The sequence below is a fragment of the Mycolicibacter terrae genome (genome assembly GCF_010727125.1).
GTDB classification, from domain to species: domain Bacteria; phylum Actinomycetota; class Actinomycetes; order Mycobacteriales; family Mycobacteriaceae; genus Mycobacterium; species Mycobacterium terrae.
This window is the reverse complement of record NZ_AP022564.1, coordinates 2015555-2039503: the sequence shown is the minus strand read 5'-3', so window position 1 is coordinate 2039503 and position 23949 is coordinate 2015555. Positions and strand designations below refer to the sequence as shown.

Here is a 23949-nt window from a genome sequence, read left to right as displayed (position 1 = left end):
GGCGGTGCGGGCACGACCGGCTGCGGGTCGCGGGCTCACCGCTAGGGTGGGGGCACAGCTGTGATCTCGCGAACGGAGCCGCCGGCATGCCCACCAAGGACCACCCCAAGAGCGTGCCCGGCGTGCCCTACATCTTCCCGGACTGGCTGGACTACCTGCAGCGCACGATTGAAAGCCCGATAGTCAAACGATTCCACCTCCCCACCTTCGCGGTGATCGACCATCGGGGCCGCAAGTCCGGCACTCGGTACCGCACCGTGGTGCGCGCGTTCCGCAAGGGCCCGCGGCTGGCGGTGATGCTCGGTCACGGCAAGGCCGACTGGGTCAAGAACGTGCTCGCCGCCGGGGAGGCCGACGTGCACCTGTTCCGGCGCGACGTCCACGTCACCAACCCGCGGATCGTGCCGATCGGCGGCGACACCAGCGGCCTGCCGTGGATCGCCCGGGTGGGCTCCAGGTGGGTCGGGATACTGGTCGCGGACATCACCTGAAACACCACGAGAAACGGAGTCGCAATGGCGGTCGACAACGGTGCCGATAACACGTCCCAGCTGCCGGTGGTTTTCCCGCCGTGGCTGGATCGGCTGCAGATCAAGTACATGAACCCGGTGGTCAAGCCGTTTTCCCGGTTCCTTCCGGGCACCTCGGTGATCAAGCATCGGGGCCGCAAGTCCGGAAAGACCTATGAGACGGTGGTGACGACCTACCGCAAGGGCGACGTGCTGGCGATCGCGCTTGGGCACGGCAAGGCCGATTGGGTCAAGAACGTGCTGGCCGCCGGGGAGGCCGACGTGCGACTGTTCCGCCGCGAGGTGCACCTCACCAACCCGCGGATCGTGCCGGCCGGCGCGGCGGACAAAACCCTGCCGTTGGCGGTGCGGCTGCAGAACCGCAGGGTGGCGGTACTGGTCAGCGACATCGCCTGAGCCGCAACAGGCTTGGGTCCTACATGTCCAGGCCGATGTCGAGCACCTGCACCGAATGGGTGAGGGCGCCCACGGCCAGATAGTCGACACCGGTGGCGGCGTAGGCGGCGGCGCTGTCGAGGGTCAGGCCGCCGGAGGACTCCAGCAGCACACCGGGCGCCCGGGAGTCGCGGCGCTGTGCGGCGATCTGGGTCTGCCAGACCTCGAAGTTGTCCAACAGCACCAGTTCGGGCCCCTCGGCCAGTACTTCGTCGAACTGCTCGAGCGAATCGACCTCGACTTCGCAGGGCACGTCGGGAGCGGCCGCACGGACCGCGCGCAACGCCGCGGCCACCGATCCCGCGGCGGCGACGTGGTTGTCCTTGATCAGCGCGGCGTCACCCAGCCCCATCCGGTGATTCACCCCGCCGCCGACCCGCACCGCGTACTTCTGCAGCACCCGTAGTCCCGGCAAGGTTTTTCGGGTGTCACGAATCCGCGTCGGCGTGCCGTCCACCGCATCCACCCAGGCCGCGGTGGCGGTGGCGATCCCGGACAGGTGGCAGACCAGGTTGAGCATGGTGCGCTCGGCGGTCAGCAGGCCGCGGGTATCGGCCCGCAGGCTCAGCACCGGCCTGCCCGCCTCCAGCCGTGTTCCGTCGGCCACCCGGTCCAGCACCCGGTATGCCTCGCGCCCGAGTACCTCGTCGAGCACCAGCAGGGCGATATCGACCCCGGCGATCACGCCGGCCACCCGGGGCACCAGCGCCGCCTCGGTCACCGTATCCGCCGGTACCGTCGCCGCGGTGGTGACATCGGGTCCGTAGCGCAGGTCCTCGTCGAGCGCCCGGGCGATGACCGCGCGCGCCTCGTCGAGTTCGGTCTCCGACAGGGTCATCGAGCTGGTCATGAGGCCACCCCCGCCGGCACCTCCAGCGCCACCGCGCTGTCGCGCAGCCGGACCGTGGTGCTGCGGGCCTGACCGGGGTCGGCGCCGGAGAACTCGGCCCGGTGGTGGCAACCCCGGCTCTCGGTACGTGCCAGCGCCGCCCCGGCGACCACCCGCGCCGCCAGCGTCAACGCGGCATCCTCGGCGCCGGCCCGGTCGCTGATCATGCGCTCCTCGGCACTCGACAACAGCTCGGTCAGCCGCTGCAGCCCGTGCGCGTCGCGGACCACCGAGGCATCGCGCGACATCGCCTGCTGCAGGGTCTGCCGGTCCAGCACGGCGTGCCCGCCCCGCTCGGGGGCGCCGGCCTGCACGCCTCCGGCCGACGCGGCATGCGCGGCCGCCGCCGCTCCGGCCCGGTCGCCCACCACCAAGCCCTCCAGCAGGCTGTTGGAGGCCAGCCGGTTGGCGCCGTGCATGCCGGTGCGGCCCACCTCGCCGGCGGCGAACAGGCCGGGCAGTTCGGTGCGGCCATAGGTGTCGGTGACGACGCCGCCGCAGCTGTAGTGCGCGCCCGGGACCACCGGGATCGGTTGGCGCACCGGGTCGATGCCGGCGGCCCGGCAGGCCGCGGTGACGGTCGGAAACCGGCCCTTGAAGCCGGCGATCCCGCGGGCGTCCAGGTAGACGCAGGCGTCTCCGGTCTCCCGCAGCCTGGCGTCGATCGCGCCGGCCACCACGTCGCGCGGCGCCAGGTCACCCATCGGGTGCACCCCCGCGGTGACCGAGGCGCCCCGGGAGTCGATCAGCATCGCGCCCTCGCCGCGCACCGCCTCGGTGACCAGCGGGCGGCGCCCACCGACGCCTTCGGCGGCGAACAGCATGGTCGGGTGGAACTGGATGAATTCCAGGTCGCTGACCGCCACCCCGGCCCGCAGCGCCAGCGCCACCCCGTCGCCGGTCGCGCCGCCGGGATTGGTGGTCGCCCGGTACAGCTGGCCCAGACCGCCGGTTGCCAGCACCACCGACGGGGCGTGGATCACCCCGATCCCGTCGGCGTTGGCCACCAGCACACCGGTGACCGTGTCGGTGTCACGCAGGATCTGCAGCACCACCTGGCCGCTACGGATGTCCAGGCCGGCCGCGGCGTGATCCAACGCGCGCTGCACCTCGGCTCCGGTGGCGTCCCCGCCGGCATGGATGATGCGGCGCCGCGAGTGCCCGCCCTCGCGGGTGAGCGCCCAAGTCCCATCCGGATCGCGGTCGAATTGTGCACCGGCACCGGCTAATTCGGCGATCGCGCGATAGCCGTCGGCCACGATCGAGGTCACCGCGTCGGCGTCGCACAATCCGCCGCCGGCGGCCAGCGTGTCGGCGACGTGGGTTTCCACCGAGTCGTCGGTGCCCGGCAGCACCACCGCGATCCCGCCCTGGGCGTAATGCGTCGCGGTCGCCCCGTAGCCGGTGTCGGCCTTACTGAGCACCACCACGTCCCGGCCGGCGCGCCGTGCGGCACGGGCCGCGGCCAACCCGCCGACCCCCGTGCCGATGACGACGACGTCGGCCCGCTGCTGCCAGCCGGGACCACCGGTCACTTGCTGACCGGGGCGGAGTGTCCGATCGAGACCATCCGCTGCACACTGCGCGCCGCCAGGCGCGCGGTCTCGGGGTCGACGTGGATCTCGTCGGCGCCTTCGGTCAGGCTGCGCAGCAGGGCCGCCGGAGTGATCATCTTCATGTACTTGCAGGCCGCCTTGGAGTTGACCGCCTCGAAGTCGACCTGCGGCGCCGCCTTCTGCAGCTGGTAGATCATGCCGATCTCGGTGGCCACCAGCACCTTTCGGGCCTGGGTGCGGCGAGCCTCCTCCAGCATCCCCCCGGTGGACAGGATCTTGACCCGCTCCTCGGGGAAATGGCCCTCGCCGACCAGGTACAGCGCCGACGTCGCACACCCGCACTCCGGGTGCACGAACAACTCGGCGTCGGGGTTCGCCCGCGCCTTCTCCTCGAGTTCGTCACCGTTGATCGCCGCGTGCACGTGGCACTCACCCGCCCAGATGTGCATGTTCTTGCGTCCGGTGACCCGCTGGACGTGCTGGCCCAAGAACTGGTCGGGCAGAAACAGCACCTCCCGGTCCGGCTCGATCGCGTTGACCACGTCCACGGCGTTCGATGAGGTGCAGCAGTAGTCGGTGAGCGCCTTGACCGCCGCCGTGGTGTTGACGTAGGACACCACCGCCGCGCCGGGGTGGTCGTCACGCCAGGCCTGCAGGTCCTCGGCGGTGATCGAGTCGGCCAGCGAGCAGCCCGCCCGGGCGTCGGGGATCAACACCGTCTTGTCCGGGGACAGGATCTTGGCGGTCTCGGCCATGAAGTGCACCCCGCAGAACACGATGGTGTCCTCGGGTGCGGTGGCGGCGATGCGGGCCAGACCCAGGGAGTCCCCGACGTGGTCGGCGATGTCCTGGATCGGCGGCAGTTGGTAGTTGTGCGCCAGGATCGTCGCGTTGCGTTCTTTTTTGAGCCGCAGTATTTCGGCCACCCATTCCTCGTCGGGCTCGACACCGCTGTAGCCGGCCGGCGAGTTGACGATGCGGTCGGCCAGGCTGCCCGCCTGCACATCGGTGTCGGTGAGGGTGGTCATGCGCGACTCCTCTCGCGGATTAGGTTTTCGACTTACAATCGAAAACATGGTTCATACTAGCACCGAGCACGAGGTCCTCACCGCGGTCTTCCAGGTTGGCGGCCTCGACCGGCGCCGTCCCCGGCTCAACGTCCTGCTCTGGCAGCGCGCCCGAGAACCCCAGCTCGGACGTTGGTCGCTCCCGGGTGGACTGTTGCGGAACGACGAGGACGTGACAGCCTCGGCGCGCCGCCAGCTCGCCGAGAAGGTGGACCTGCGTGAGATCGCCCACCTTGAGCAACTGGCTGTGTTCTCCGACCCAGGCCGCGTGCCGGGCGTGCGCACCATCGCCTCCACATTTCTGGGCCTGGTGCCCTCACCGGCCGACCCCGAACTCCCGGACGACACCCACTGGCACCCGGTCGACGATCTCCCCCCGATGGCGTTCGACCACGCAACCATGGTGTCGCATGCCCACAGCCGGCTGGTCGCCAAGATGTCTTATACGAACATCGGGTTCGCTTTGGCGCCAACCGAATTCGTGCTCTCAACACTTCGTGACATCTACAGCGTGGTGCTCGGATACCAGGTCGATGCCACCAATCTGCAGCGGGTGCTGGTCCGACGCGGGGTGATCACCCGCACCGGCACCACCGCCCGCTCCGGGCGCAGCGGAGGCCGGCCGGCCGCCCGGTACCGGTTCACCGACGCCGAACTGCGGGTAACCGACGAATTCGCAGCGTTGCGGCCGCCAGGGTGAGTCGGACTGGAATCTTAACGCCCTCTTAAGCGACAATGCCGGGATGGACCTGGACAGCTTGGCCCGCGAAACGTCCGTCGAGTGGATCGGGCAAGCGCCCCACCAGCCGCTGCGATCCGGCGAACGGCCGCTGCAGCCGGCCGAGGACCCGTTCTATGAGCCGCCGGCCGGCTTCCAGCACGCCGTGGCGGGCACCGTGCTGCGCTCCCGCGAGGTTGAGCTGGCCTTTTTGGGGCTGATCCCCCAACAACTGGTCGCCACCCAGCTGTTGTACCGGACCGTCGACCGCAACAACGCCCCGCAGGCGACGGTGACGACGGTGCTGGTTCCCAGCGACCGCGACCGCACCCGCCCCTGTCCGATCGTGTCGTATCAGTGCGCGATCGATGCGGTGGACGGCCGCTGCTTCCCCTCCTACGCGCTGCGCCGCCGGGCCCGGGCGCACGGATCGTTCACCCAGCTCGAGTTCGTGCTGATCGCCGCGATTCTGGCGCAGGGCTGGGCCGTGTCGATCCCCGACCACGAGGGCCGCGACGGGCACTGGGGGGCGCCCTACGAACCGGGCTACTACGTGCTCGACGGAGTACGCGCCGCGCAGGGCTTTGAGGGCCTTCGGCTCTCCCCCGCCGATCCGGTCGGTCTGTGGGGCTACTCCGGCGGTGGCCTGGCCACCGCCTGGGCGGCCGAGGTCAGCAGCGGCTACGCCCCCGAACTCAATCTCGTCGGCGTCGCGGTCGGCTCACCGGTGGGTGATCTCGGCAACACCCTGCAACGGTTGAACGGATCGTTCTGGTCGGGGCTGCCGGCCATCATGATCGCCGCGCTGGCGCGGGTCTATCCCGAACTCGACAAGGTCATCGAGGAGCACGCCACCGTCAGCGGCCGGGCGCTGCTGCACTCGCTGGAGTCGGCGTCCACCGCGGCGGCAGTGCTGCGGCTGCGCCACCGCTCCCTGGACTCCTACATCGACAGGCCACTGGACGAGCTGATCGAGCACCCCGTCGTGCAGCACGTCTTCGACGACACCAGGCTGGGCACCGCGGTGCCGACTCCTCCGGTGCTGATGGTGCAGGCCATCCACGACCAGGTGATCTCCGTCGACGACATCGACACGCTCGCCGAGGTCTACGCGACCGGTGGTGCCCGGCTGACCTATCACCGCGACCTGCTCAGCGAGCACATCCTGCTGCACCCGCTCTCCACACCGATGGTGCTGGACTGGTTGCGTGACCGCTTCGCCAACCGGCCGCTGCCCGACGGCGCGGTGCAGAGCCAGTGGCCGACCCTGTTGAACCCCAAGACATACCTGGGCCTGGCTCGGCTGGGCCTGGTGGCCGCGCGGGTCATCACCGGTGCGGCGGTGCGCCGCCTTCCGCTGTAACGGCCGGCATCGGCGATCGGCTGGCCGGCTCGGGTGGGTAGCCGCCCAGGTCGTCGTGGGTGCTCCAGGTGGCGCAGAGACCGTAGACCAGCGCCGCCGTCGCCGCCGGCAACAGCAAGGTGGCCGCGACCTGCAACGGCGTGTGCCCGAAAAACACCGGCGGCCCCTCGGCGATGTAGTGCACCCGGTGCTCCGGAGTGACCGGCGCGCCGTCCACATCGACGGTGCCGTAGCGGCGAGACACCAGCGCGGCGCCGAGTAGCGCCGCCAGCGTCGCGCCGGCGGTCAGGCCCACCGACAGGCCGGCGACCATGCCCGGGCCCCGATGTGCCCGCCACTGCCAGGCCAGCGTGGCCGACACCACCGCCACCACGCCCAGCATGCCCAGCAGCAGAAACGGTGCGACGAAGAAATGATCGGGTTCATTGCCGAGGTAGGCCTGCACCCGCTCACCGCCGCGGGTCAGCGCCACTACGCCGTGGATCGGCGGGGCGATCCACGCCCACAGCGCACCGATCGGCAGCCCGGCTGCGGCCAGGCCGGCTGCCATGGCCCCGATGGCACCCAACCGCGAGATCCGCGGCGCTCCGACCTCCCGTGCTCGCGCCACTAGGTGGCTGCCAGCTCCGCGGAGTCCACCACCCCGTGCCGGGAACACTTCGCCCACCACCCGTTCGGCCGGACCTGCACCGCCATCTTGCGGCCGCAAGCGGCGCAGAACCGGGGCGGCCGCAACCCCAACTGGGCGATCGTCGGCGGTGCCGGATCGACCGCGTCGCCGATCAGCGTGCCGTTGTGGACGTTGTAGACGCCGGCGCCGAGCAGATCCGGTAGTTCGGTAGCCATCCGCTGTCTGCGCTCTACAGGCTGGCGCTGAGCGCTTTGATCGGCATCTTCAGCTCGTCGAGCATCTCCAGGTCGTCATCGATCGAGCGGCCCAGCGTGGTCAGGTAGTTGCCGACGATCATCGCGTTGGCGCCACCGAGCAGGCTGCGCTTGGCTCCCAGGTCACCCAGGGTGATCTCGCGGCCGCCGGCGAACCGCAGCGTGGTGCGGGGCAGCGCGAGCCGGAACGCGGCGATGACGGAGAGCGCCTCGAACGCCGACACCGGCTCCATGTTCTCGAACGGGGTGCCCGGCTGCGGGTTGAGGAAGTTGATCGGCACGTCGTCGGGGTCCAGCGCGGCGATCTGGCTGGCGAACTCGGCTCGCTGCTCCAGAGTCTCACCCATCCCGATGATCCCGCCGCTGCACAGCTCCATGCCGTTGTCCCGGACCAGCTCCAGGGTCGCCAGCCGCTCGTCCCATTCGTGGGTGGTCACCACACTCGGGAAGTAGGACCGGGCGGTCTCCAGGTTGTGGTTGTACTTGTGGACGCCGATCTCCTTGAGCTTCTTCGCGGTACGCGCGGTCAGCAAGCCCAGCGACGCGGCGATCGGGATGTCCAGGCCCTCCGCCCGGATCGCCTGGATGCCCTCGTCGACCTGCTTGAGCAGCTTGTCGTCGGCGCCGCGCACGGCGGCCACGATGCAGAACTCAGTGGCGCCGGTCGCTGCCGTCGCCTTGGCTGCCTCCACCAGTTCGGTCTTGTCGAGCCAGACGCCACGAACCGGCGAGTCGTCGAACACCGCGGACTGCGAGCAGAAGTTGCAATCCTCGGTGCAGCCACCGGTCTTGAGGCTGATGATGCCCTCGACCTCGACCTCGGGACCGCACCAGCGCATCCGGACCTCGTGCGCCAGTTCGAGCAGATCGTCGAGGCGGTCCTCACCGAGGCGCAGCACCGCGAGCACCTGCTCCTTGTCGAGGCCCTCGCCGCGACCCAGCACCTGTTCGCGGGCCACCGCCAGAATGTCGGCGTTGCCGGTGTCAGTGCTCGTCGTAGCCGCCTGGGTCACCTGATGCTCCCTCAACTCGTGTCCGTGGTCGTCGCTCGATCGGCATGGCGTGCGACAGGTCGCAAGGGCCGCCTAGAACGGTGTTCAGGTTAGGGTAGCGGAGTGCAGCTGCACAAACCTGACGTGGTCGCCGCGGCGGCCACCATCCTGGACGACTACGGCATCGCCGACCTGTCGATGCGCCGTTTGGCGCGCGAGCTCAACGTCAGTCCCAGCGCACTGTACTGGCATTTCGCCAACAAGCAGCAACTGCTCGGGGCCCTCGCCGACCGGGTGTTGGCCCCGGCCTGCGCCGACCCCGGGCCGGGCAGTTGGCGGTGGCGCATCCGCACGGTGTGCGCACGTCTGCGCGACGCGCTGCTGTCGCACACCGACGGCGCCGAGTTGGTGTCGGCCAGCCTGGCCGCCGGCCAATCGCAGGCCGTCGCGGACATCCTGGCGCTGCTGGCAGACGCCGCCACCGCGGCGGGGGTGCACGCGGATCAGGCCGTGCAGGTGGGGCGCACCGTCGTGTACTACGTGCTGGGATTCACCGCCGACGAGCAGTCCCGGCTGCAGTGGGACGCCGCCGGTGCGGCCGAGATCGCACCCGACGCCGACCCGGGCAGCGCCTTCGAGTTCGGGCTGGCATTACTGATCGACGGCCTCGCGGTGCGGGCGGGACTCGCGGTCTAGATCCGATATTCGGTGCGGGCGTTGCCATCCCAGCGTCGTAGCCCGATGAACTCGCCGGTGATATCGGAGCCCGCGGCGATGCGCTGGGCGCGGCCCAGCTGAGCCGGGCCGACCCGGCGCGCCAGCGTCACATGGCCGGTCCACCGGCCGGGCAGCACGTTGGGCATCGGCCCGGGGAGCAGGTGCGGCGCGCACGCCCGGTGTACCCGGGCGTGCAACTCCAGCAATTCGACACTCGGCACCACCAGCCTCGCCAGCACGCCGTGCGAGCGGCCGAAGATCAGCGTCGCGCCCAGGATGCAGCTCATCGGCAGCCGCTCGACGACCGTGGCCAACTCCGCGTCGACCCGGGGATCGATGCGCTGGGCGACCGCGAGGGTGACGTGCGGGCGGCTGGCGGGCGCCTGGCTGGGTATCCCGGCCGCGGCCAGCTCAGCCCAGATCCGCCGGATCGTCGTCTCGGTCTTGACGTCGAAGACCAGCTCGATCGAGTGCACCATCGCTACCCCACCAGGGTGCGCACCCAGTCGGCGTCGAAGGCGGCGCGGCTCATCTCGGCGAACGCCGCGGCGTCCAGCGTGCCGGCGCCGGCCGGCAGTACAGCACGTACCGGCGCCAGCCGGGCCAATGCCGGACGATTGCCGACTGCAGCCGGACCCGGTTGTGCGGGCCAGCTGCCGATCACCAGTCCGGCGCACGATACCCCTTGTCCAGCAAGTGATTCCAGGGTAAGAGCGGTGTGGTTGAGGGTGCCCAGTTCGGCGTCGACCACCACCAGCACCGGGGCGCCGAGATCGACCGCCAGATCGCGCAGGGTGACACCGCCGCCGGCCAGTTCCACCAGCAGCCCGCCGGCGCCCTCGACGAGGGTCAATCGGCCCGGGCGGTCGGCGCGCTGGATCGTCGACAGCAGATCGGCACGGGCCGGCAGCGCCGTCCCGGCCTGTTCGGCGGCCGCGGTCGGGGCCAGCGGCGCCGGGTAACGGGCCGCACCGCACAGCTCGGTCACTCCCGAGAGCCGGCCGACCTCGGCCAGGTCGTCATCCCCGTCGGCGGTGCCGGTCTGTACCGGCTTGCACACCGCCACATCCATACCGGCCCGGCGGGCGCAGCAGGCCAGCGCCGCGGTGGCGACGGTCTTACCGACACCGGTGCCGGTGCCGGTGATGACCAGGACGGTCATCGCGCCGAGGCGCGGTACTCGCGCAACACGTCGGTCAGCACCCGGCCGGCCAACTCGAGGTCGTCGGCGCTCAGCGAGGCGCGCGCGGTCAGCCGCAGGCGCGAGGTCCCGGCCGGCACCGTGGGCGGCCGGAAACAGCCCACCCGCACCCCGGCGTCCAGGCAGGCCGCCGCGGCGGCCACCGCCACCTCGGCGTCGCCCAGGATCACCGAGACCACCGCGGACTCCGGTCGTTCGGGCACACCGCAGACCTGAGCCAGCGCGCGCGAATGGCGCAGGACGTCGGTGGCGCGCGACGGCTCGGCGGCCAGCACCTCCAGTGCGGCCGAGGCCGCCCCGAGGGCCGCCGGAGCCAAACCGGTGTCGAAGATGAAGCTCCGGGCGGTGTCGATGAGGTGGTCGCGCACCGCGGCCGGACCCAGCACCGCCCCGCCCTGGCTGCCCAGCGCCTTGGACAAGGTCGTGGTCAGCACTACGTCGGGGGCTCCGGCCAGCCCGGACTCGTGCACCAGCCCGCGGCCGCCCTCGCCGCGCACCCCGAGCCCGTGCGCCTCGTCGACGATCAACAGCGCGCCGTGGCGGCGGCACACCTGGTGCAGCTCACGCAGCGGGGCCAGCGCTCCGTCGGCGCTGAACACGGATTCGGTGAGGACGACGGCACGCTGCTCGGCACGTCCGGCCAGGGCCGCCGCGACGGCGTCGACGTCACGGTGCGGCGTGATCACCACCCGCGCCCGGGACAGCCGGCAGGCGTCCACCAACGAGGCGTGGGAGTAGGCGTCGGAGACCAGCAGTGCACCCGGCCCGGACAGGCTGACCACCGCGCCCAGGTTGGCGGTGTAGCCCGAGGAGAACACCAAGCCGGCCGGCGCACCGACGAAGTCGGCCAGCTGCTGCTCGAACTGCTGATGCAGCTCGGTGTTACCGGTCACCAATCGGGAACCGCCGGCACCGCCGCCCCAGGTACGCAGTGCCTCGACCCCACCGGCGATGACGGCCGGGTGTGTAGAAAGCCCGAGGTAGTCGTTGGAGGCCAGATCCAGCTCGGTGGCGGCGGCCGGCCGCACCCGCAGTGAGCGCCGCAGCCCGGCCCCCCGGCGCTGCTGTTCCACCTCGGCCAGCCAGGCCAGCGGGGACAGCTCCGTGCGGGTCACCCTGTGCTCCTTCGACGACAGTTGAACACCGTTCAGGTTAAGGCACGGACCACGCCGACCATCGCGGCGCCGATCCGGGTGATCTCCTCGGGGGTACAGACGTAGGGCGGCATCGCGTAGACCAGGTTGCGGAACGGCCGCAGCCACACCCCCTGGGCCAGCGCGACCGGGGTGGCCACCGCCAGGTCCACCGGCTGTTCGCATTCGATGACCCCGATGGCGCCGCACACCCGCACGTCGGCGACCCCGGGCAGGTCACGGGCCGGCTCCAGGGCGGCGGCCAGCCCGGAATGGATCCCGGCGACGCGCGAGCGCCAGTCCTGGCCCACCAGCAGCTCGGTGCTGGCCACCGAGACCGCGCAGGCCAGCGGGTTGGCCATGAAGGTGGGGCCGTGCATCAGGGCGCCGGCCTTTCCGCCGCTGATGGTGTGGGCGATCTCGGTGCCGCACAGGGTGGCGGCCAGGCTGAGGTAGCCGCCGGTGAGCGCCTTGCCGACACACATGATGTCGGGGCTGACGCCGGCATGCTCGGCGGCGAACAACTCACCGGTGCGGCCGAATCCGGTGGCGATCTCGTCGAAGACCAGCAGCACACCGTGGCGGGTGCAGGCCTCGCGCAGATCCGTCAGGTAGCGCGGGTCATGAAAACGCATGCCACCGGCGCCCTGCACGATCGGCTCCACGACTACGGCCGCCAGTTCGTCGCGGTGGCGTTCCAGTTGCGCCTCGAACGCGGTGCTGTAGGCCGGGTCGTAGTCGCGCGGCACCTGCGGGGCGAACACCTGCGCGGCCAGCACCGAATGTTCTCCGGTCCACAGCTCATGCATCCCGCCGTCGGGGTCGCAGATGCTCATCGGCGTAAAGGTGTCGCCGTGGTAGCCGCCGCGCCAGGTCATCAGCCGGTGTTTGCCGGGGCGTCCGCGGGCGCGCCAGTACTGCAGCGCCATCTTCACCGCCACCTCCACCGACACCGACCCGGAGTCGGAGAAGAACACCGTGTCCAGCCCGGGCGGGGTGATGTCCACCAACAGCTGTGCCAGCCGCGCGGCGGGTTCGTGGGTGAGCCCACCGAACATGACGTGGCTCATGGTGGCCAGTTGCGCGGTCACGGCGGCGTCCAGGCTCGGATGACCGTGGCCGTGGATCGCGGTCCACCACGAGCTCATCGCGTCGAGCACGTCGACCGGCACGCCGTCGACGATCAGGGTCAGGTAGGCGCCCCGGGCCGCCACCGCGACCGTCGGGGCGGGCGTCTCGGCGCCGATCGTGCTGTAGGGGTGCCAGAGGTGTGCGGTGTCGATGGCGCTGATCTGCTCGGGACTCAACGCGGACATGACTGACGACAGTAATGCGGGCGGCCACCGGCGTAACCGTTCGGTCACAGGTTGCGGAATTTCTCACCAGCCGCGGCGCAGGAAGCGTAAGCGCCGGTACGCTCTGTGACAGAAGTGGCGAATGATGCTGCTGTGGTAAATGACCCGAGAAGGGGGTATCCGATGAAACGCGTCTGCGCCACCGCGATCGCACTGGCGGCGGCTTTGGCCCCGGCGTTCGGCGCCGCCGGCCCCGCCGGCGCCGACCCGATCTCGCAGTCCGGTCAGAGCCCGCTCGTCGAGCGGGTGCTCGAGCGGGCCCTGTCCCAGCGCGGGGTGCCCTACGTCTACGGCGGCGGTGACATCTCAGGTCCCACCAACAGTGCCCGGGCCAGAGCCGCCACCACCCGCAGCGCCCTGACCGATGTCTCCGGCCGCACCGGCTTCCCGGGCGGGCCCGCCACCGCCGGCAGCACCGCTCCGGGCCTGCCCGGAACGACGCTGCCTGGAACGACGCTGCCGCCCACCGCAGAGATCCCGGACACCACCACCGTCGGATTCGACGCGTCCGGGCTGATCCAGTATGCGTTCGCCGGCGCCGGGATCAAGATGCCGCGCACCTCCGGCGAGCAGTGCAGCGTCGGGCAGAAGGTCCCGCCGGCGCAGGCCCGTCCAGGCGACCTGCTCTGCTACGGGCCGGGCGGAAGCCAGAGTGTGGCGCTGTACCTCGGCAACAATCAGATGATCGAGGGCACCAGCCCCGCGGTCACGGTGTCGCCGGCCCGCACCTCCAACATGGTTCCCTATCTGACCCGGGTGATTCCCTAGACACACCCGGCGGACGTCACAGCGATTGGAATACGGTTTCGACAGGCCGGTTAGGTAGATTATCGGGCGATCATGATTGCCCTGTCCCCGCCGCGACCGGCGGCAACACCTGTTGCGGCACCCGCGCCCGGATCCGTCCCGGCCGCCGGGCCGGCCGCGGCGATGGGAACCCGCAAAGCGGGTTTCTACCGCCACGACCTCGACGGGCTGCGCGGCATCGCGATCGCGTTGGTGGCGGTGTTCCATGTCTGGTTCGGACGGGTGTCCGGCGGGGTCGACGTCTTCCTGGCGCTGTCGGGCTTCTTCTTCGGCGGCAAGCTGCTGCGCGTCGCGCTGAACCCGTCCTCCTCGCTGTCACCGGTGCCGGATCTGATCCGGCTGGTTCGCCGGCTGCTGCCCGCCCTGGTCGTGGTGTTGGCCGCCTGCGCGGTGCTGACCATCTGGATCCAGCCGCAGACCCGTTGGGAGACGTTCGCCGACCAGAGTCTGGCCAGCCTCGGCTACTACCAGAACTGGGAATTGGCCCGCACCGCCTCGGATTACCTGCGCGCCGGTGAGGCGGTCAGCCCACTGCAACACATCTGGTCGATGTCGGTGCAGGGCCAGTTCTACCTCAGCTTCCTGCTGCTGATCTTCGGCTTCGCGTACGCGTTCCGGCGCCTGCTGCGCACCCGCCTGCGCTCGGCCTTCGTGGTGCTGCTCACCGCGCTGACCGTGGCGTCGTTCTGGTATGCGATCGTCGCTCACCAGTCCAACCAGGCCCTGGCCTACTACAACAGCTTCGCCCGCGCCTGGGAACTGCTGCTCGGCGCGCTGGCCGGGGCACTCATCCCCTACATCCGCTGGCCGATGTGGCTGCGGACCGCCGTCGCCACCCTGGCGCTGGCGGCGATCCTGAGCTGTGGCGCCCTGATCGAGGGCGTGCAGGAATTCCCCGGCCCATGGGCGCTGGTGCCGGTCGGCGCCACGGTGGCGCTCATCCTGGCCGGGGCCAACCGGCACGCGCACCCGAGCACCGGCGGGAGACTGCCCTGGCCCAACCGGTGGCTGGCCACCGGCCCGCTGGTGACATTGGGCGCGATGGCCTACTCGCTGTACCTATGGCACTGGCCGCTGCTGATCTTCTGGCTGTCCTACACCGGCCACCGCCACGCCTCGGCGCTCGAGGGCGCCGGCATCCTGCTGCTGTCCGGCGTGCTGGCCTACCTGACCACCCGGCTCGTCGAGGACCCCCTGCGCTACCGGACCCCGGCCGGCGACCGGCCGGCCGCCGTGCCGAACATCCCCTGGCGGAGACCGCCGGCGGGCTGGTGGAAACGGCCGACGCTGGCGTTGGGTTCGACGGTGGTGCTGCTCGGCGTGGCGCTGACCGCGACCTCGTTCACCTGGCGCGAACACGTCACCGTCCAGCGTGCCAGCGGCAAGGAACTGGCCAAGCTCAGCAAAGACGACTACCCGGGCGCCCGCGCGCTGATCAAACATCAGCGGGTGCCCAAGCTGCGGATGCGGCCCACCATCCTCGAGGCCAAGAAGGATCTGCCCAAGTCCACCCGGGACGGGTGCATCAGCACCTTCACCAACCCGGCCCTGATCAACTGCACCTACGGCGACCCGGAGGCCATCCGGACCGTCGCACTGGCCGGCGGGTCGCATGCCGAACACTGGCTGCCCGCGCTGGACATCCTGGGCCAGAAGCACCACTTCAAGGTGGTGACCTACCTCAAGATGGGCTGCCCGTTGTCCACCGAGAAGGTGCCGCTGATCATGGGCAACAACGCGCCCTATCCGCAGTGCTACGAGTGGGTGGGCAAGACGATGGACAAGTTGATCGCCGACCACCCGGACTTCGTGTTCACCACCGCCACCCGGCCGTGGAACATCAAACCCGGCGATGTGATGCCGGGAACCTACATCGGGATCTGGAAAAGGTTGTCCGAGCACAAGATCCCCATCCTCGGGGTGCGTGACACGCCGTGGCTGGTGCGCGACGGGGACCCGTTCCAGCCGGCGGACTGCCTGGCCTCCGGGGGTGACGCGGTGTCCTGTGGCATCAAACGCTCCGAGGTCCTCGTCGATCGCAACCCCACCCTCGATTTCGTCAAGCGGTTCCCGCTGCTCAAGCCGCTGGATCTGTCCGACGCCGTGTGCGACAAAGACATCTGCCGCGCCGTGGAGGGCAATGTGCTGATCTATCACGATTCCCACCACCTGTCGGCCACCTACATGCGCACCATGGCCGGCGAACTCGGCCGGCAGATGGGTCCGGCCACCGGATGGTGGTGAGCCCGGTCCCCGCGGTCTGGCCCGGCCACAGTTACCCCCTCGGCGCCGTCTATGACGGAGCCGGAACCAATTTCGCGGTGTTCTCCGAGGTCGCCGAGCGCGTCGAACTGTGCCTGATCGACGACACCGACAACGCCGAGTCGCGGATCTGTCTCGACGAGGTCGACGGCTATATCTGGCATGCCTATCTACCCGGTATCGGGCCGGGACAGCATTACGGGTTCCGGGTGCACGGGCCGTTCGACCCCGCCGCGGGGCACCGCTGCGACCCCGGCAAGCTGCTGCTGGACCCGTACGGCAAGGCATTCAACGGCGATTTCGATTTCGGTCCGGAGCTGTTCTCCTACGACCTCAACGACCCCGACGGCCCAGACGGCGGGGGGCCTCCCCCGGCGCTCAATTCGTTGGGGCACACCATGACCAGCGTGGTGATCAACCCGTTCTTCGACTGGGCCGCCGACCGCTCACCGCGCACCCCGTACCACGAGACGATCATCTACGAGGCGCACGTCAAGGGCATGACCCGAACCCACCCCGGGATACCGGATGAGCTTCGCGGCACCTACGCCGGGCTGGCGCATCCGGTGATCATCGAGCACCTCAAGTCGCTGAGCGTGACCGCGATCGAACTCATGCCGGTGCACCAGTTCCTGCACGATCATCGGCTGCTGCAACTGGGACTGCGGAACTACTGGGGCTACAACACATTCGGGTTCTTCGCGCCGCACAACTCCTACGCGGCCAGCCGCCAGGCCGGCGGCGCGGTGGCGGAGTTCAAGGCGATGGTGCGCGCCTTCCACCAGGCGGGCATCGAGGTGATCCTCGACGTGGTCTACAACCACACCGCCGAAGGCAACCATCTGGGCCCGACCATCAACTTCCGCGGCATCGACAACGCCGCCTACTACCGGCTCGACGAGGACGATCTACGGCACTACACCGACTACACCGGCACCGGCAACAGCCTCAACGCCCGGCATCCGCACACCCTGCAGTTGATCATGGACTCGTTGCGCTACTGGGTGACCGAGATGCACGTCGACGGATTCCGATTCGACCTCGCCTCGACACTGGCCCGGGAACTGCACGATGTCGACCGGCTGTCCGCGTTCTTCGACCTGGTGCAACAGGATCCGGTGGTCAGCCAGGTCAAGCTGATCGCCGAGCCGTGGGACGTCGGTGAAGGCGGCTATCAGGTGGGCAACTTCCCGGGGCTGTGGACGGAGTGGAACGGCAAGTACCGCGACACCGTGCGCGACTATTGGCGCGGCGAACCGGAGACCTTGGGCGAGTTCGCCTCCCGGCTGACCGGATCCTCGGACTTATACGAGGCCACCGGGCGGCGTCCCAGCGCCAGCATCAACTTCGTCACCTGCCATGACGGTTTCACACTGGCAGATCTGGTGTCCTACAACGACAAACACAACGACGCCAACGGGGAGGACAACCGGGACGGCGAGAGCTACAACCGGTCGTGGAACTGCGGTGTCGAGGGGCCGACCGACGACCCCGCCATCCTGGCGTTGCGCGCGCATCAGATCCGCAACATCATGGCCACCCTGCTGATCAGCCAGGGCACCCCGATGATCGCGCACGGCGACGAGATGGGCCGTACCCAGCGCGGCAACAACAACGTCTACTGCCAGGACTCCGAGCTGTCCTGGATGGACTGGTCGCTGATGGACAAGAACGCCGACCTGCTGACGTTCACCCGCACACTGACCGCTCTGCGGACCGCCCATCCGGTGTTCCGCCGGCGTCGCTTCTTCGAGGGCCGGCCGATCCGCGGCGGCGACGAGGTGCGCGACATCGCCTGGCTGACGCCGGCCGGCCAGGAGATGACCCGACAGGACTGGGACAGCGAATTCGGCAGATGTGTCATGGTCTTCCTCAACGGCGAGGCGTTGCCCGAACCCGATGCCCGCGGCCAGCGCATCATCGACGACTCGTTTCTGCTGTGCTTCAACGCCGGTGAGACACCGGTGGACTTCGTCACCCCCAACACCGAATACGCCCAAGGCTGGCACGCGGTGGTCGACACCGCCGATCCCACCGGCAGCAGCGAACTCGAGGTCGAAGCCGGTCAGGCCGTGACGGTGGCGGCCCGCTCGCTGATCATCCTGTGCAAGAGCCGGTGAGACGCGCAACGCGCGCGGCTTCCGCCACGCCCGAGGTCACGAACCCGATTGAACCGCGCGGCGCCCGAAGTAGCGGATACCGGCCAGCTGCGGAATTCGGTACGGGCTGCGGAGGCGACGCGTCGCGGGCCCGCGACCGCGCAGGTGATAGCGACTGAGTTCCCGCCGCACCGAGGGCGCCAGCAACGGCCCCAGCACCGCGCCGGCGCCGAGCGCCAATGCCAGCCCGGCCGCCATCCCGAGTGAGCTCCCGGCGTCCGGCCGGCCGTTGACCAACTGCACAAATCCGCGGAACAGGGTCAGCCCGGGAACCAGCGGGATGATGCCGGCCATGATGATCACCAGCGGCGTGACGCGCAGCCGGGGTGCCAGCAGCGTGCCGACCAGCCCGGTCGCCGCGGCAGCCGCGAACGAGCTCACGATCGGGTTGGCCTGTACCAGTTGCAGCCCGAAGAACAGCAACGTCGCGGTCGCTCCCGCCAGGCCTGCCGCCAAGGCCGCCTTGAACTGCGCATAGCCGGCAATCGCGGCGGCCGCCGCCCCGATGGCGCCCGCCAGCACATACACCGGCACGCTCAACACCGCGACCGGCATCCCGGGACTCACCCGGACTTCGGCACCGAACACCCCGCCGATCTGCACCGCGATCGAGACACCGACCAGAATGCCGACAGAGGACAGCACGATGTCCATTCCCCGTGAGACGGCCGTGAGCTGGTAGCCGGTGATGGCGTCCTGCACCGAGCCGACGGTGGCCAGCCCCGACAGCAGCACCACGATATTGGCGGCCACCACCGGGGACACCGGGGTGCCGGCGGGCAGCCAGCCGGCGGCGTGCAGACCGATCGCGACCCCGGTGGCCACCGCTGCGGCGACGACCTGCTGGAACAACAGGGGAAGTCGCCAGCCGTTGAGCACCCGGCCGATCCGGTCGATCAGTGCGGTGGTGACCGCCGAGACCAGGGCCACCAGCGGCCCGGCGCCGATCAGCACGGCGAAGCCACCGGCCATGACCGCCCAGCCGGCGGTGGCCACCCATCGGGGATAGGGATGAGCGGCCCGACTCACGATGTCCAACTGCTGTTGCACCCACTCGGGATCGGGTGTCGTGTTCACCACATGCTCGGCGAGGTCGGTGGCCAGCTGCAGCCGGGTGTAGTCCAGTGAGCGCGACTGCACCAGATACATCGCGGTGACCGGGGCGCCCGGCACCCCGCGGGGCACCGACACCCGGATCGAGTTCGCCATGATGTCCACCTGGGTCTGCGGCAACCCGTAGGCGGTGGCCACGGCGAGCACACTCGCGGCGACATCGGCGGTTCCCGCCTGCGAGCCCAGCAGCAGCTGCCCGAATCGCAGGGCGATATCGAGCACCCGCCGGACGCCGGTCTCATCCATGCGTACTGTCTGCGATGACCCCATGACCGTCGGCTACCCGTTCGGCGCCCGGAGGTCACCCCCGGCGGCAGATTCGCCCCGGGCTCAGAGCAGGTAGCGATACGCCGGCGACCCCGGCTCCAGGGGCTCGACGTGGACCTGCGAGGAGCGCATCCGGGCCAACAGCCCGTCCAGATCGGCCGCCGACCCCAGTTGAATCCCGACCAGGGCCTCACCGGTCTCCCGGTTGTTGCGTTTGACGTACTCGAACAGTGTGACGTCGTCGCCGGGGCCGAGCACCTCATCGAGGAACCGCCGCAGCGCACCCGGCTCCTGGGGAAAGTCGACCAGGAAATAGTGCTTGAGGCCCTGGTGCACTAGGGAGCGTTCCAAGATCTCGCCGTAACGCGAGACGTCGTTGTTGCCGCCGGAGATCAGGCACACCACCGTAGAACCCGGGGTGACATCGGCCTCCAACAGACCGGCCACCGAGAGCGCCCCCGCCGGTTCGGCGATGATCCCCTCGTTCTGATAGAGATCGAGCATCGCGGTGCAGACCGCGCCCTCGTCCACGGTGGTGACCGAGACCATGTCGCCGGCGGCGGCCAGCGCGGCATAGGGCAGGGCCCCGGCACGCTTGACGGCGGCGCCGTCGACGAATTGATCGACGTGGTCGAGGGTCACCAATTCTCCGGCCGCCAGCGCGGCCATCATCGCGGCGGCTCCGGCGGGCTCGACGCCCAGCACCGCGCTGTCGGTGGTCCGCTCCGCCAGGTAGGTGGTGATGCCGGCGATGCAGCCGCCGCCGCCGACCGGAACCACCACCAGATCCGGTTGGCCGCCGAGTTGGTCGAGAATCTCGACGGCGATGGTGCCCTGACCGGCCATCGTCCGCAGGTCGTCGTAGGGCGGCACCAGGGTGGCGCCGGTGCGGGCCACGTCGGCCAGCGCCGCCTCGGCAGCCAGGTCATAGGTCGCCCCGCCGACGATCAGCTCGATGAAATCCCCGCCGTGATAGCGGATCCGGTCACGCTTCTGCTTCGGCGTCTTGGCGGGCACGTAGACCCGGCCGCGGATGCCCAGCGAGCGGCAGGCGTAGGCGAACCCCTGCGCATGGTTGCCGGCCGACGAGCACACCACCCCAGCCGCCAGCTCCGCATCGGTCAACTGGACCAGCAGGTTGTAGGCGCCGCGCAGCTTGTAGGACCGCACCGACATCAGGTCCTCGCGCTTGAGGTAGACGTTCGCGCCGGTGATATTCGACAACCGGTCGCTGTACTGCAGCGGGGTGGGTGCGACCACTCCGGCGATTCGCTTGGCCGCCGCGTCGACGTCGGCCGCTTTCAACGGGCCGGAGTTGGGACCATCGCGGTTCTGGCGCAGTTCGGCGGACACCGCAATATGGTGCCACCCAACAGCGGGTTCAGCCCACCGGGGTCAGCACGAACACCGGGATCTCCCGATCGGTCTTCTTCTGGTAGTCGGCGTAGTCGGGGTAGGCAGCCACCGCACGCTCCCACCACTGCGCCTTCTCTTCACCGGACACCTCGCGGGCGTCGTAGTCGCCGGTGACCGTTCCATCCTGCAGTTCGACCCGCGGATTCTTGACGACGTTGTGGTACCAGACCGGGTTCTTGGGCGCGCCGCCGAGTGACGCGACGATCGCGTACTGCCCCTCGTGCTCCACCCGCATCAGCGGGGTCTTGCGCAGCTTGCCGGTCTTGGCGCCGACCGTGGTCAGCAGCACGACCGGCATGCCCTTCATCTCGGTGCCCTCGGTGCCCCCGGACGCCATGTACTTCTCGGCGTTCTCTCGGGACCAATCCCACGGGCTGGGTGCATATTCTCCGCTCAATGGCATGCCGCCAGCCTAGCCGGGCGACCCGACACGACACCGCGACCATGAAGTTTCGGCTGGCCTAACAATTGGTTGTCGCGTACCGTTAACGCCATGACCAGCGCCCAGCGCCCCCGGCAGCACGTGCCGATCGCGGGTGTGCCCTGGCCGGCCTACAAGGTGGTCGCGCTGGCAGCCGGCCTGGTGACCCTGCTGGGCGTCGGAGCCGCCACCGCCAGTGCCGCGGCCGCGGTCCTGAGCGCAGCCGGCATCTGCACCGCGGTGTGGCTCGTACTGGGCCCGCTGCAACCCTCGCGCCGCTGAAGCAGGCCTACCCGGAGTCGGGCGGAGGGCCGTCGTACACCAGAACATCGCCGTCGACCCGGGCTTCGGCGGTCGGCCGGTGTTCTCGCAGCTTCCCGTCGTGCATCAGGTGACGTACCGGCACCTCACGCACCAGCGTGAGGTAGTCCGCGATCAATTTGCGGTGGCAACGCCACCACACCGTCTCCGCGCACATCACCGCGACCTGTTGTTCGGTCGCCTCCGCCAATAGCTCGTCGATGCCGGCACGGAAATCGTCCGAGCGCATGTAGCCCGCATAGGAGCGAAACGAGTCGTTGCGCAGGCCGACATCCGGGCTCTCGCCTTTGACCCGTCGCCAACCACCCAACCGCGGCTCCCACCGGTAGCCGACGCCGGCTTCGGGCAGCCAGTGCTGCATCGCCTCGCGCGCGGTGTCGGGATTGCGGCGGCTGCCCGGCGCGGTGCGCACGTCGACCAGGCGGCCCACCCCGGCGCCGGTCAGCAGGGCCGTGATCCCCGCTGCGTCCGCGGTGCCATGGCCGAAGGTGAAAACCGTTGGCGTCGTGGCACTCTCCTTCTAATGTGCCGGCTGGTGGATGTGCGGCCCGGGCTCGGTCGCGTAGAGCGCCTCGATCTCGTCGGCATACTTCGCCGCGATCGGCCGGCGTTTCAGTTTCATGGTGAGCGTCACCTCGTCGCCGCCGGGCTCCCACAGCGTGGGCAGCACCCGGAAACGCTTGATCTGTTCGACCCGCGAGAGCTTGGCGTTGCCGGCGGTCACCCCGGCGGCGATCTGTTCGATGACGCCCGGGTCGGCTGCCAGCGCTTCCGGTGTCGCCTCGGCCAATCCGCGCGCGGCGGCGTAGGGGCCGACCGAGTCGGCGTCGAACACCATCAAGGCGGTGTTGTAGGGCCGAGCCTCACCGATGGTGACCATGGCGCCGATCATCGGGCAGGACGCCAGGATGGCGTTCTCGATGTTCGCCGGCGACATGTTCTTGCCGGCGGCGTTGATGATCAACTCCTTCTTGCGGTCGACCACCCGCAGATAGCCGTCCGCATCCTGTTGCAGGATGTCGCCGGTGTGCAGCCAGCCGTCGGCATCGACCGCCTCGGCGGTCTTGGCCGGCTCTTTGCGGTAGCCCCGCATCACCAGCGGTCCCCGGACCAGGAACTCGCCGTCGTCGGCGATGCGACTTTCCAAGCCGGGCAACAATTTTCCGACGGTTCCGAGCAGGGCTTCGCTCGGATTTGTGGTCGAGGCGACACAGCTGAGCTCTGACATGCCCCAGACCTCACAGATCGGAATACCGATCCCGGCGAAGAACCCCAGCGTCTCCTTGGGAATCGGCGCCGCTCCCGACACCGCCCACCGCAGTTCGTCCAAGCCCAGCTTGGCCCGCAGTTTCGACAGCACCAGTTCGTCGGCCTGCGCCCACTCGGCCGCCACGTCGTCGGGAACCGGCTCACCGGCCAGCAATGCCGCAGACCGCTTCGCGCCGACCGTCAGCGCCCACTGCAGGGCGGCGCGACGGTTGTCGTCCGATTCGCCGGCGACCGCGAATTCGATTGCGGCCTTGAGTTTCTCCCAGACCCGGGGAACCGCGCCCCAGATCGTCGGCCGCACATCGGGCAGGGCCGCACCGATCTCGCGGGCGTCTGGCACCACCGTGACCTGGACGCCGAAGATCTCGGAGTTGTAGAGCGCCATCGCCCGGTCGGCGATGTGCGCCGAGGGCAGGTAGGAGGTGATCCGGTCGCCGAAGCGCACCCCGAGCACCGCATCGAGTGCGGCGGCCTCGAACAGCAGGTTGGTGTGCGTCATCTCCACCCCCTTGGGCAGCCCGGTGGTTCCGGAGGTATAGATCAGCGTGGCGACGTCGTCGGGTTGCACTGCCCGCCAAGTGGTTTCGAAGTCAAAGTCGTCTTCGCCGGCGGCCAGCAGATCCTCGATCGACAGGGTGCCGTCGGGATGCCCGTCGATGCACACGAGGTGTTCGATGGCAGCGTTACTGGCGCGGATCGTCTCGACGTAGGCCTGCTCGCAGATCACCACCTTGGTGCCGGCGTTGCCGAACAGATAACCGAGTTGTTCGGCGGGCAGCGTGTTGTACACCGAGAACGACGTGGCACCGGCATGTTGAGCCCCGACCTCCAGCGGGTAGAACTCGATCCGGTTGGCCATCATCAGCGATACCGTGTCGCCGCGCCGCACCCCGAGGCCGGCCAGTCCGGCCGCCACCTGCCGCACCTGCGCCGCATACTCGCGCCAGGTCAACGCCCGCCCGCCGCCGACGGTCCGCACCGCCACCGCGTCGGGATCGACGGCGGCCGTGCGCTGAAACGCCTCACACAACGTCGCCACCGGCTGTTCGCCCGCCATCCCGTCCTCCTGCTCC

The 23949-nt window shown here is 69.7% G+C and carries 24 protein-coding genes; 9 read left to right on the top strand and 15 right to left on the bottom strand.

Going from position 1 to position 23949, the window contains the following annotated elements; all coding sequences use genetic code 11:
• The first annotated feature begins 86 nt into the window (after nt 1-86).
• Both G6N23_RS09850 and G6N23_RS09845 read left to right on the top strand, forming a co-directional pair.
• The gene (locus G6N23_RS09850; RefSeq protein WP_085259291.1) at nt 87-491 is read left to right on the top strand and encodes a nitroreductase family deazaflavin-dependent oxidoreductase; all 405 of its coding nucleotides are present in this window, start codon (nt 87-89) and stop codon (nt 489-491) included.
• Nucleotides 492-515: 24 nt separating this feature from the next.
• Nucleotides 516-926, top strand: coding sequence for a nitroreductase family deazaflavin-dependent oxidoreductase (locus G6N23_RS09845; RefSeq protein ID WP_085259290.1), 411 nt, complete (start codon nt 516-518; stop codon nt 924-926).
• Between the two features lie 19 nt (nt 927-945).
• Here the strand turns inward: G6N23_RS09845 and nadC are convergent, their stop codons facing one another.
• The 3 genes from nadC to nadA are packed head-to-tail and all read right to left on the bottom strand — an operon-like array spanning nt 946 to nt 4438.
• Nucleotides 946-1803, bottom strand: coding sequence for a carboxylating nicotinate-nucleotide diphosphorylase (nadC, locus tag G6N23_RS09840; protein WP_372508908.1), 858 nt, complete (start codon nt 1801-1803; stop codon nt 946-948).
• Between the two features lie 8 nt (nt 1804-1811).
• A complete protein-coding gene (locus G6N23_RS09835; RefSeq protein ID WP_085259288.1) occupies nt 1812-3389 on the bottom strand; it encodes an L-aspartate oxidase in 1578 nt (525 codons plus the stop codon).
• On the bottom strand, nt 3386-4438 hold the full coding sequence (nadA, locus tag G6N23_RS09830; protein WP_085259287.1) for a quinolinate synthase NadA: 1053 nt from the start codon (nt 4436-4438) through the stop codon (nt 3386-3388). Before nadA ends, G6N23_RS09835 begins: the two co-directional genes overlap by 4 nt.
• 46 nt (nt 4439-4484) lie before the next feature.
• Here nadA and G6N23_RS09825 point away from each other — a divergent pair, with 46 nt between their 5' ends.
• Both G6N23_RS09825 and G6N23_RS09820 read left to right on the top strand, forming a co-directional pair.
• A complete protein-coding gene (locus tag G6N23_RS09825) occupies nt 4485-5177 on the top strand; it encodes an NUDIX hydrolase (RefSeq protein WP_085259286.1) in 693 nt (230 codons plus the stop codon).
• 43 nt (nt 5178-5220) lie between these two features.
• Entirely contained in the window at nt 5221-6558 is a 1338-nt protein-coding gene (locus G6N23_RS09820) for a lipase family protein (protein WP_085259285.1), read from the top strand.
• Here G6N23_RS09820 and G6N23_RS09815 read toward each other — a convergent pair.
• From G6N23_RS09815 to bioB, 3 genes are read right to left on the bottom strand one after another with little or no spacing between them, the layout of a single operon-like run.
• The gene (locus G6N23_RS09815; RefSeq protein ID WP_085259477.1) at nt 6524-7108 is read right to left on the bottom strand and encodes a DUF2567 domain-containing protein; all 585 of its coding nucleotides are present in this window, start codon (nt 7106-7108) and stop codon (nt 6524-6526) included. The two genes, G6N23_RS09820 and G6N23_RS09815, sit on opposite strands and share 35 nt — an antisense overlap.
• A 59-nt stretch (nt 7109-7167) precedes the next feature.
• Nucleotides 7168-7404 carry a biotin synthase auxiliary protein BsaP gene (gene bsaP, locus G6N23_RS09810; protein WP_085259284.1) on the bottom strand — a complete coding sequence of 79 codons (237 nt, stop codon included), beginning with the start codon at nt 7402-7404 and terminating at the stop codon, nt 7168-7170.
• Between the two features lie 14 nt (nt 7405-7418).
• Nucleotides 7419-8456, bottom strand: coding sequence for a biotin synthase BioB (bioB, locus tag G6N23_RS09805; protein ID WP_085259283.1), 1038 nt, complete (start codon nt 8454-8456; stop codon nt 7419-7421).
• A 102-nt stretch (nt 8457-8558) separates the two neighbouring features.
• Between bioB and G6N23_RS09800 the strand changes: the two genes are divergently transcribed.
• On the top strand, nt 8559-9131 hold the full coding sequence (locus tag G6N23_RS09800; RefSeq protein ID WP_085259282.1) for a TetR/AcrR family transcriptional regulator C-terminal domain-containing protein: 573 nt from the start codon (nt 8559-8561) through the stop codon (nt 9129-9131).
• Here G6N23_RS09800 and G6N23_RS09795 read toward each other — a convergent pair.
• Genes G6N23_RS09795 through G6N23_RS09780 form a run of 4 tightly spaced genes read right to left on the bottom strand, consistent with a single transcriptional unit; the run spans nt 9128 to nt 12802 of the window.
• A complete protein-coding gene (locus G6N23_RS09795; RefSeq protein WP_085259281.1) occupies nt 9128-9631 on the bottom strand; it encodes a 2'-5' RNA ligase family protein in 504 nt (167 codons plus the stop codon). The genes G6N23_RS09800 and G6N23_RS09795 overlap by 4 nt on opposite strands.
• Before the next feature lie 2 nt (nt 9632-9633).
• Nucleotides 9634-10314 carry a dethiobiotin synthase gene (bioD, locus tag G6N23_RS09790; protein ID WP_085259280.1) on the bottom strand — a complete coding sequence of 227 codons (681 nt, stop codon included), beginning with the start codon at nt 10312-10314 and terminating at the stop codon, nt 9634-9636.
• Nucleotides 10311-11468 (bottom strand): 8-amino-7-oxononanoate synthase, encoded by a 1158-nt coding sequence (locus tag G6N23_RS09785; protein ID WP_095173883.1) that lies wholly within the window; start codon nt 11466-11468, stop codon nt 10311-10313. Before G6N23_RS09785 ends, bioD begins: the two co-directional genes overlap by 4 nt.
• A 32-nt stretch (nt 11469-11500) precedes the next feature.
• On the bottom strand, nt 11501-12802 hold the full coding sequence (locus G6N23_RS09780; protein ID WP_095173884.1) for an adenosylmethionine--8-amino-7-oxononanoate transaminase: 1302 nt from the start codon (nt 12800-12802) through the stop codon (nt 11501-11503).
• Nucleotides 12803-12964: 162 nt separating this feature from the next.
• On the opposite strand from G6N23_RS09780, the gene ripD reads away from it, so the two are divergent.
• The 3 genes from ripD to glgX all read left to right on the top strand — a co-directional run bounded on the left by ripD (nt 12965) and on the right by glgX (nt 18030).
• On the top strand, nt 12965-13609 hold the full coding sequence (ripD, locus tag G6N23_RS09775; protein WP_085259278.1) for an NlpC/P60 family peptidoglycan-binding protein RipD: 645 nt from the start codon (nt 12965-12967) through the stop codon (nt 13607-13609).
• Between the two features lie 72 nt (nt 13610-13681).
• The gene (locus G6N23_RS09770) at nt 13682-15892 is read left to right on the top strand and encodes an acetyltransferase SucT (RefSeq protein ID WP_372508907.1); all 2211 of its coding nucleotides are present in this window, start codon (nt 13682-13684) and stop codon (nt 15890-15892) included.
• On the top strand, nt 15883-18030 hold the full coding sequence (gene glgX / locus G6N23_RS09765; RefSeq protein WP_085259276.1) for a glycogen debranching protein GlgX: 2148 nt from the start codon (nt 15883-15885) through the stop codon (nt 18028-18030). Before G6N23_RS09770 ends, glgX begins: the two co-directional genes overlap by 10 nt.
• 36 nt (nt 18031-18066) lie before the next feature.
• Here the strand turns inward: glgX and G6N23_RS09760 are convergent, their stop codons facing one another.
• From G6N23_RS09760 to G6N23_RS09750, 3 genes are all read right to left on the bottom strand, one after another.
• On the bottom strand, nt 18067-19428 hold the full coding sequence (locus tag G6N23_RS09760; protein ID WP_085259275.1) for a threonine/serine exporter family protein: 1362 nt from the start codon (nt 19426-19428) through the stop codon (nt 18067-18069).
• 84 nt (nt 19429-19512) lie between these two features.
• Complete coding sequence (gene ilvA, locus G6N23_RS09755; protein ID WP_085259274.1) at nt 19513-20802, bottom strand: threonine ammonia-lyase IlvA; 1290 nt, start codon at nt 20800-20802, stop codon at nt 19513-19515.
• A 28-nt stretch (nt 20803-20830) separates the two neighbouring features.
• Complete coding sequence (locus G6N23_RS09750) at nt 20831-21268, bottom strand: nitroreductase family deazaflavin-dependent oxidoreductase (protein ID WP_085259273.1); 438 nt, start codon at nt 21266-21268, stop codon at nt 20831-20833.
• A gap of 90 nt (nt 21269-21358) precedes the next feature.
• On the opposite strand from G6N23_RS09750, the gene G6N23_RS09745 reads away from it, so the two are divergent.
• A complete protein-coding gene (locus G6N23_RS09745; protein WP_085259272.1) occupies nt 21359-21568 on the top strand; it encodes a hypothetical protein in 210 nt (69 codons plus the stop codon).
• A 7-nt stretch (nt 21569-21575) separates the two neighbouring features.
• Here G6N23_RS09745 and G6N23_RS09740 read toward each other — a convergent pair whose 3' ends face one another.
• Nucleotides 21576-22037 carry a DUF488 domain-containing protein gene (locus tag G6N23_RS09740; protein WP_234808476.1) on the bottom strand — a complete coding sequence of 154 codons (462 nt, stop codon included), beginning with the start codon at nt 22035-22037 and terminating at the stop codon, nt 21576-21578.
• 90 nt (nt 22038-22127) lie between these two features.
• Nucleotides 22128-23933, bottom strand: a complete 1806-nt coding sequence (gene fadD11, locus G6N23_RS09735) for a fatty acid--CoA ligase FadD11 (RefSeq protein WP_085259270.1) — start codon at nt 23931-23933, stop codon at nt 22128-22130.
• Nucleotides 23934-23949 lie beyond the last annotated feature (16 nt).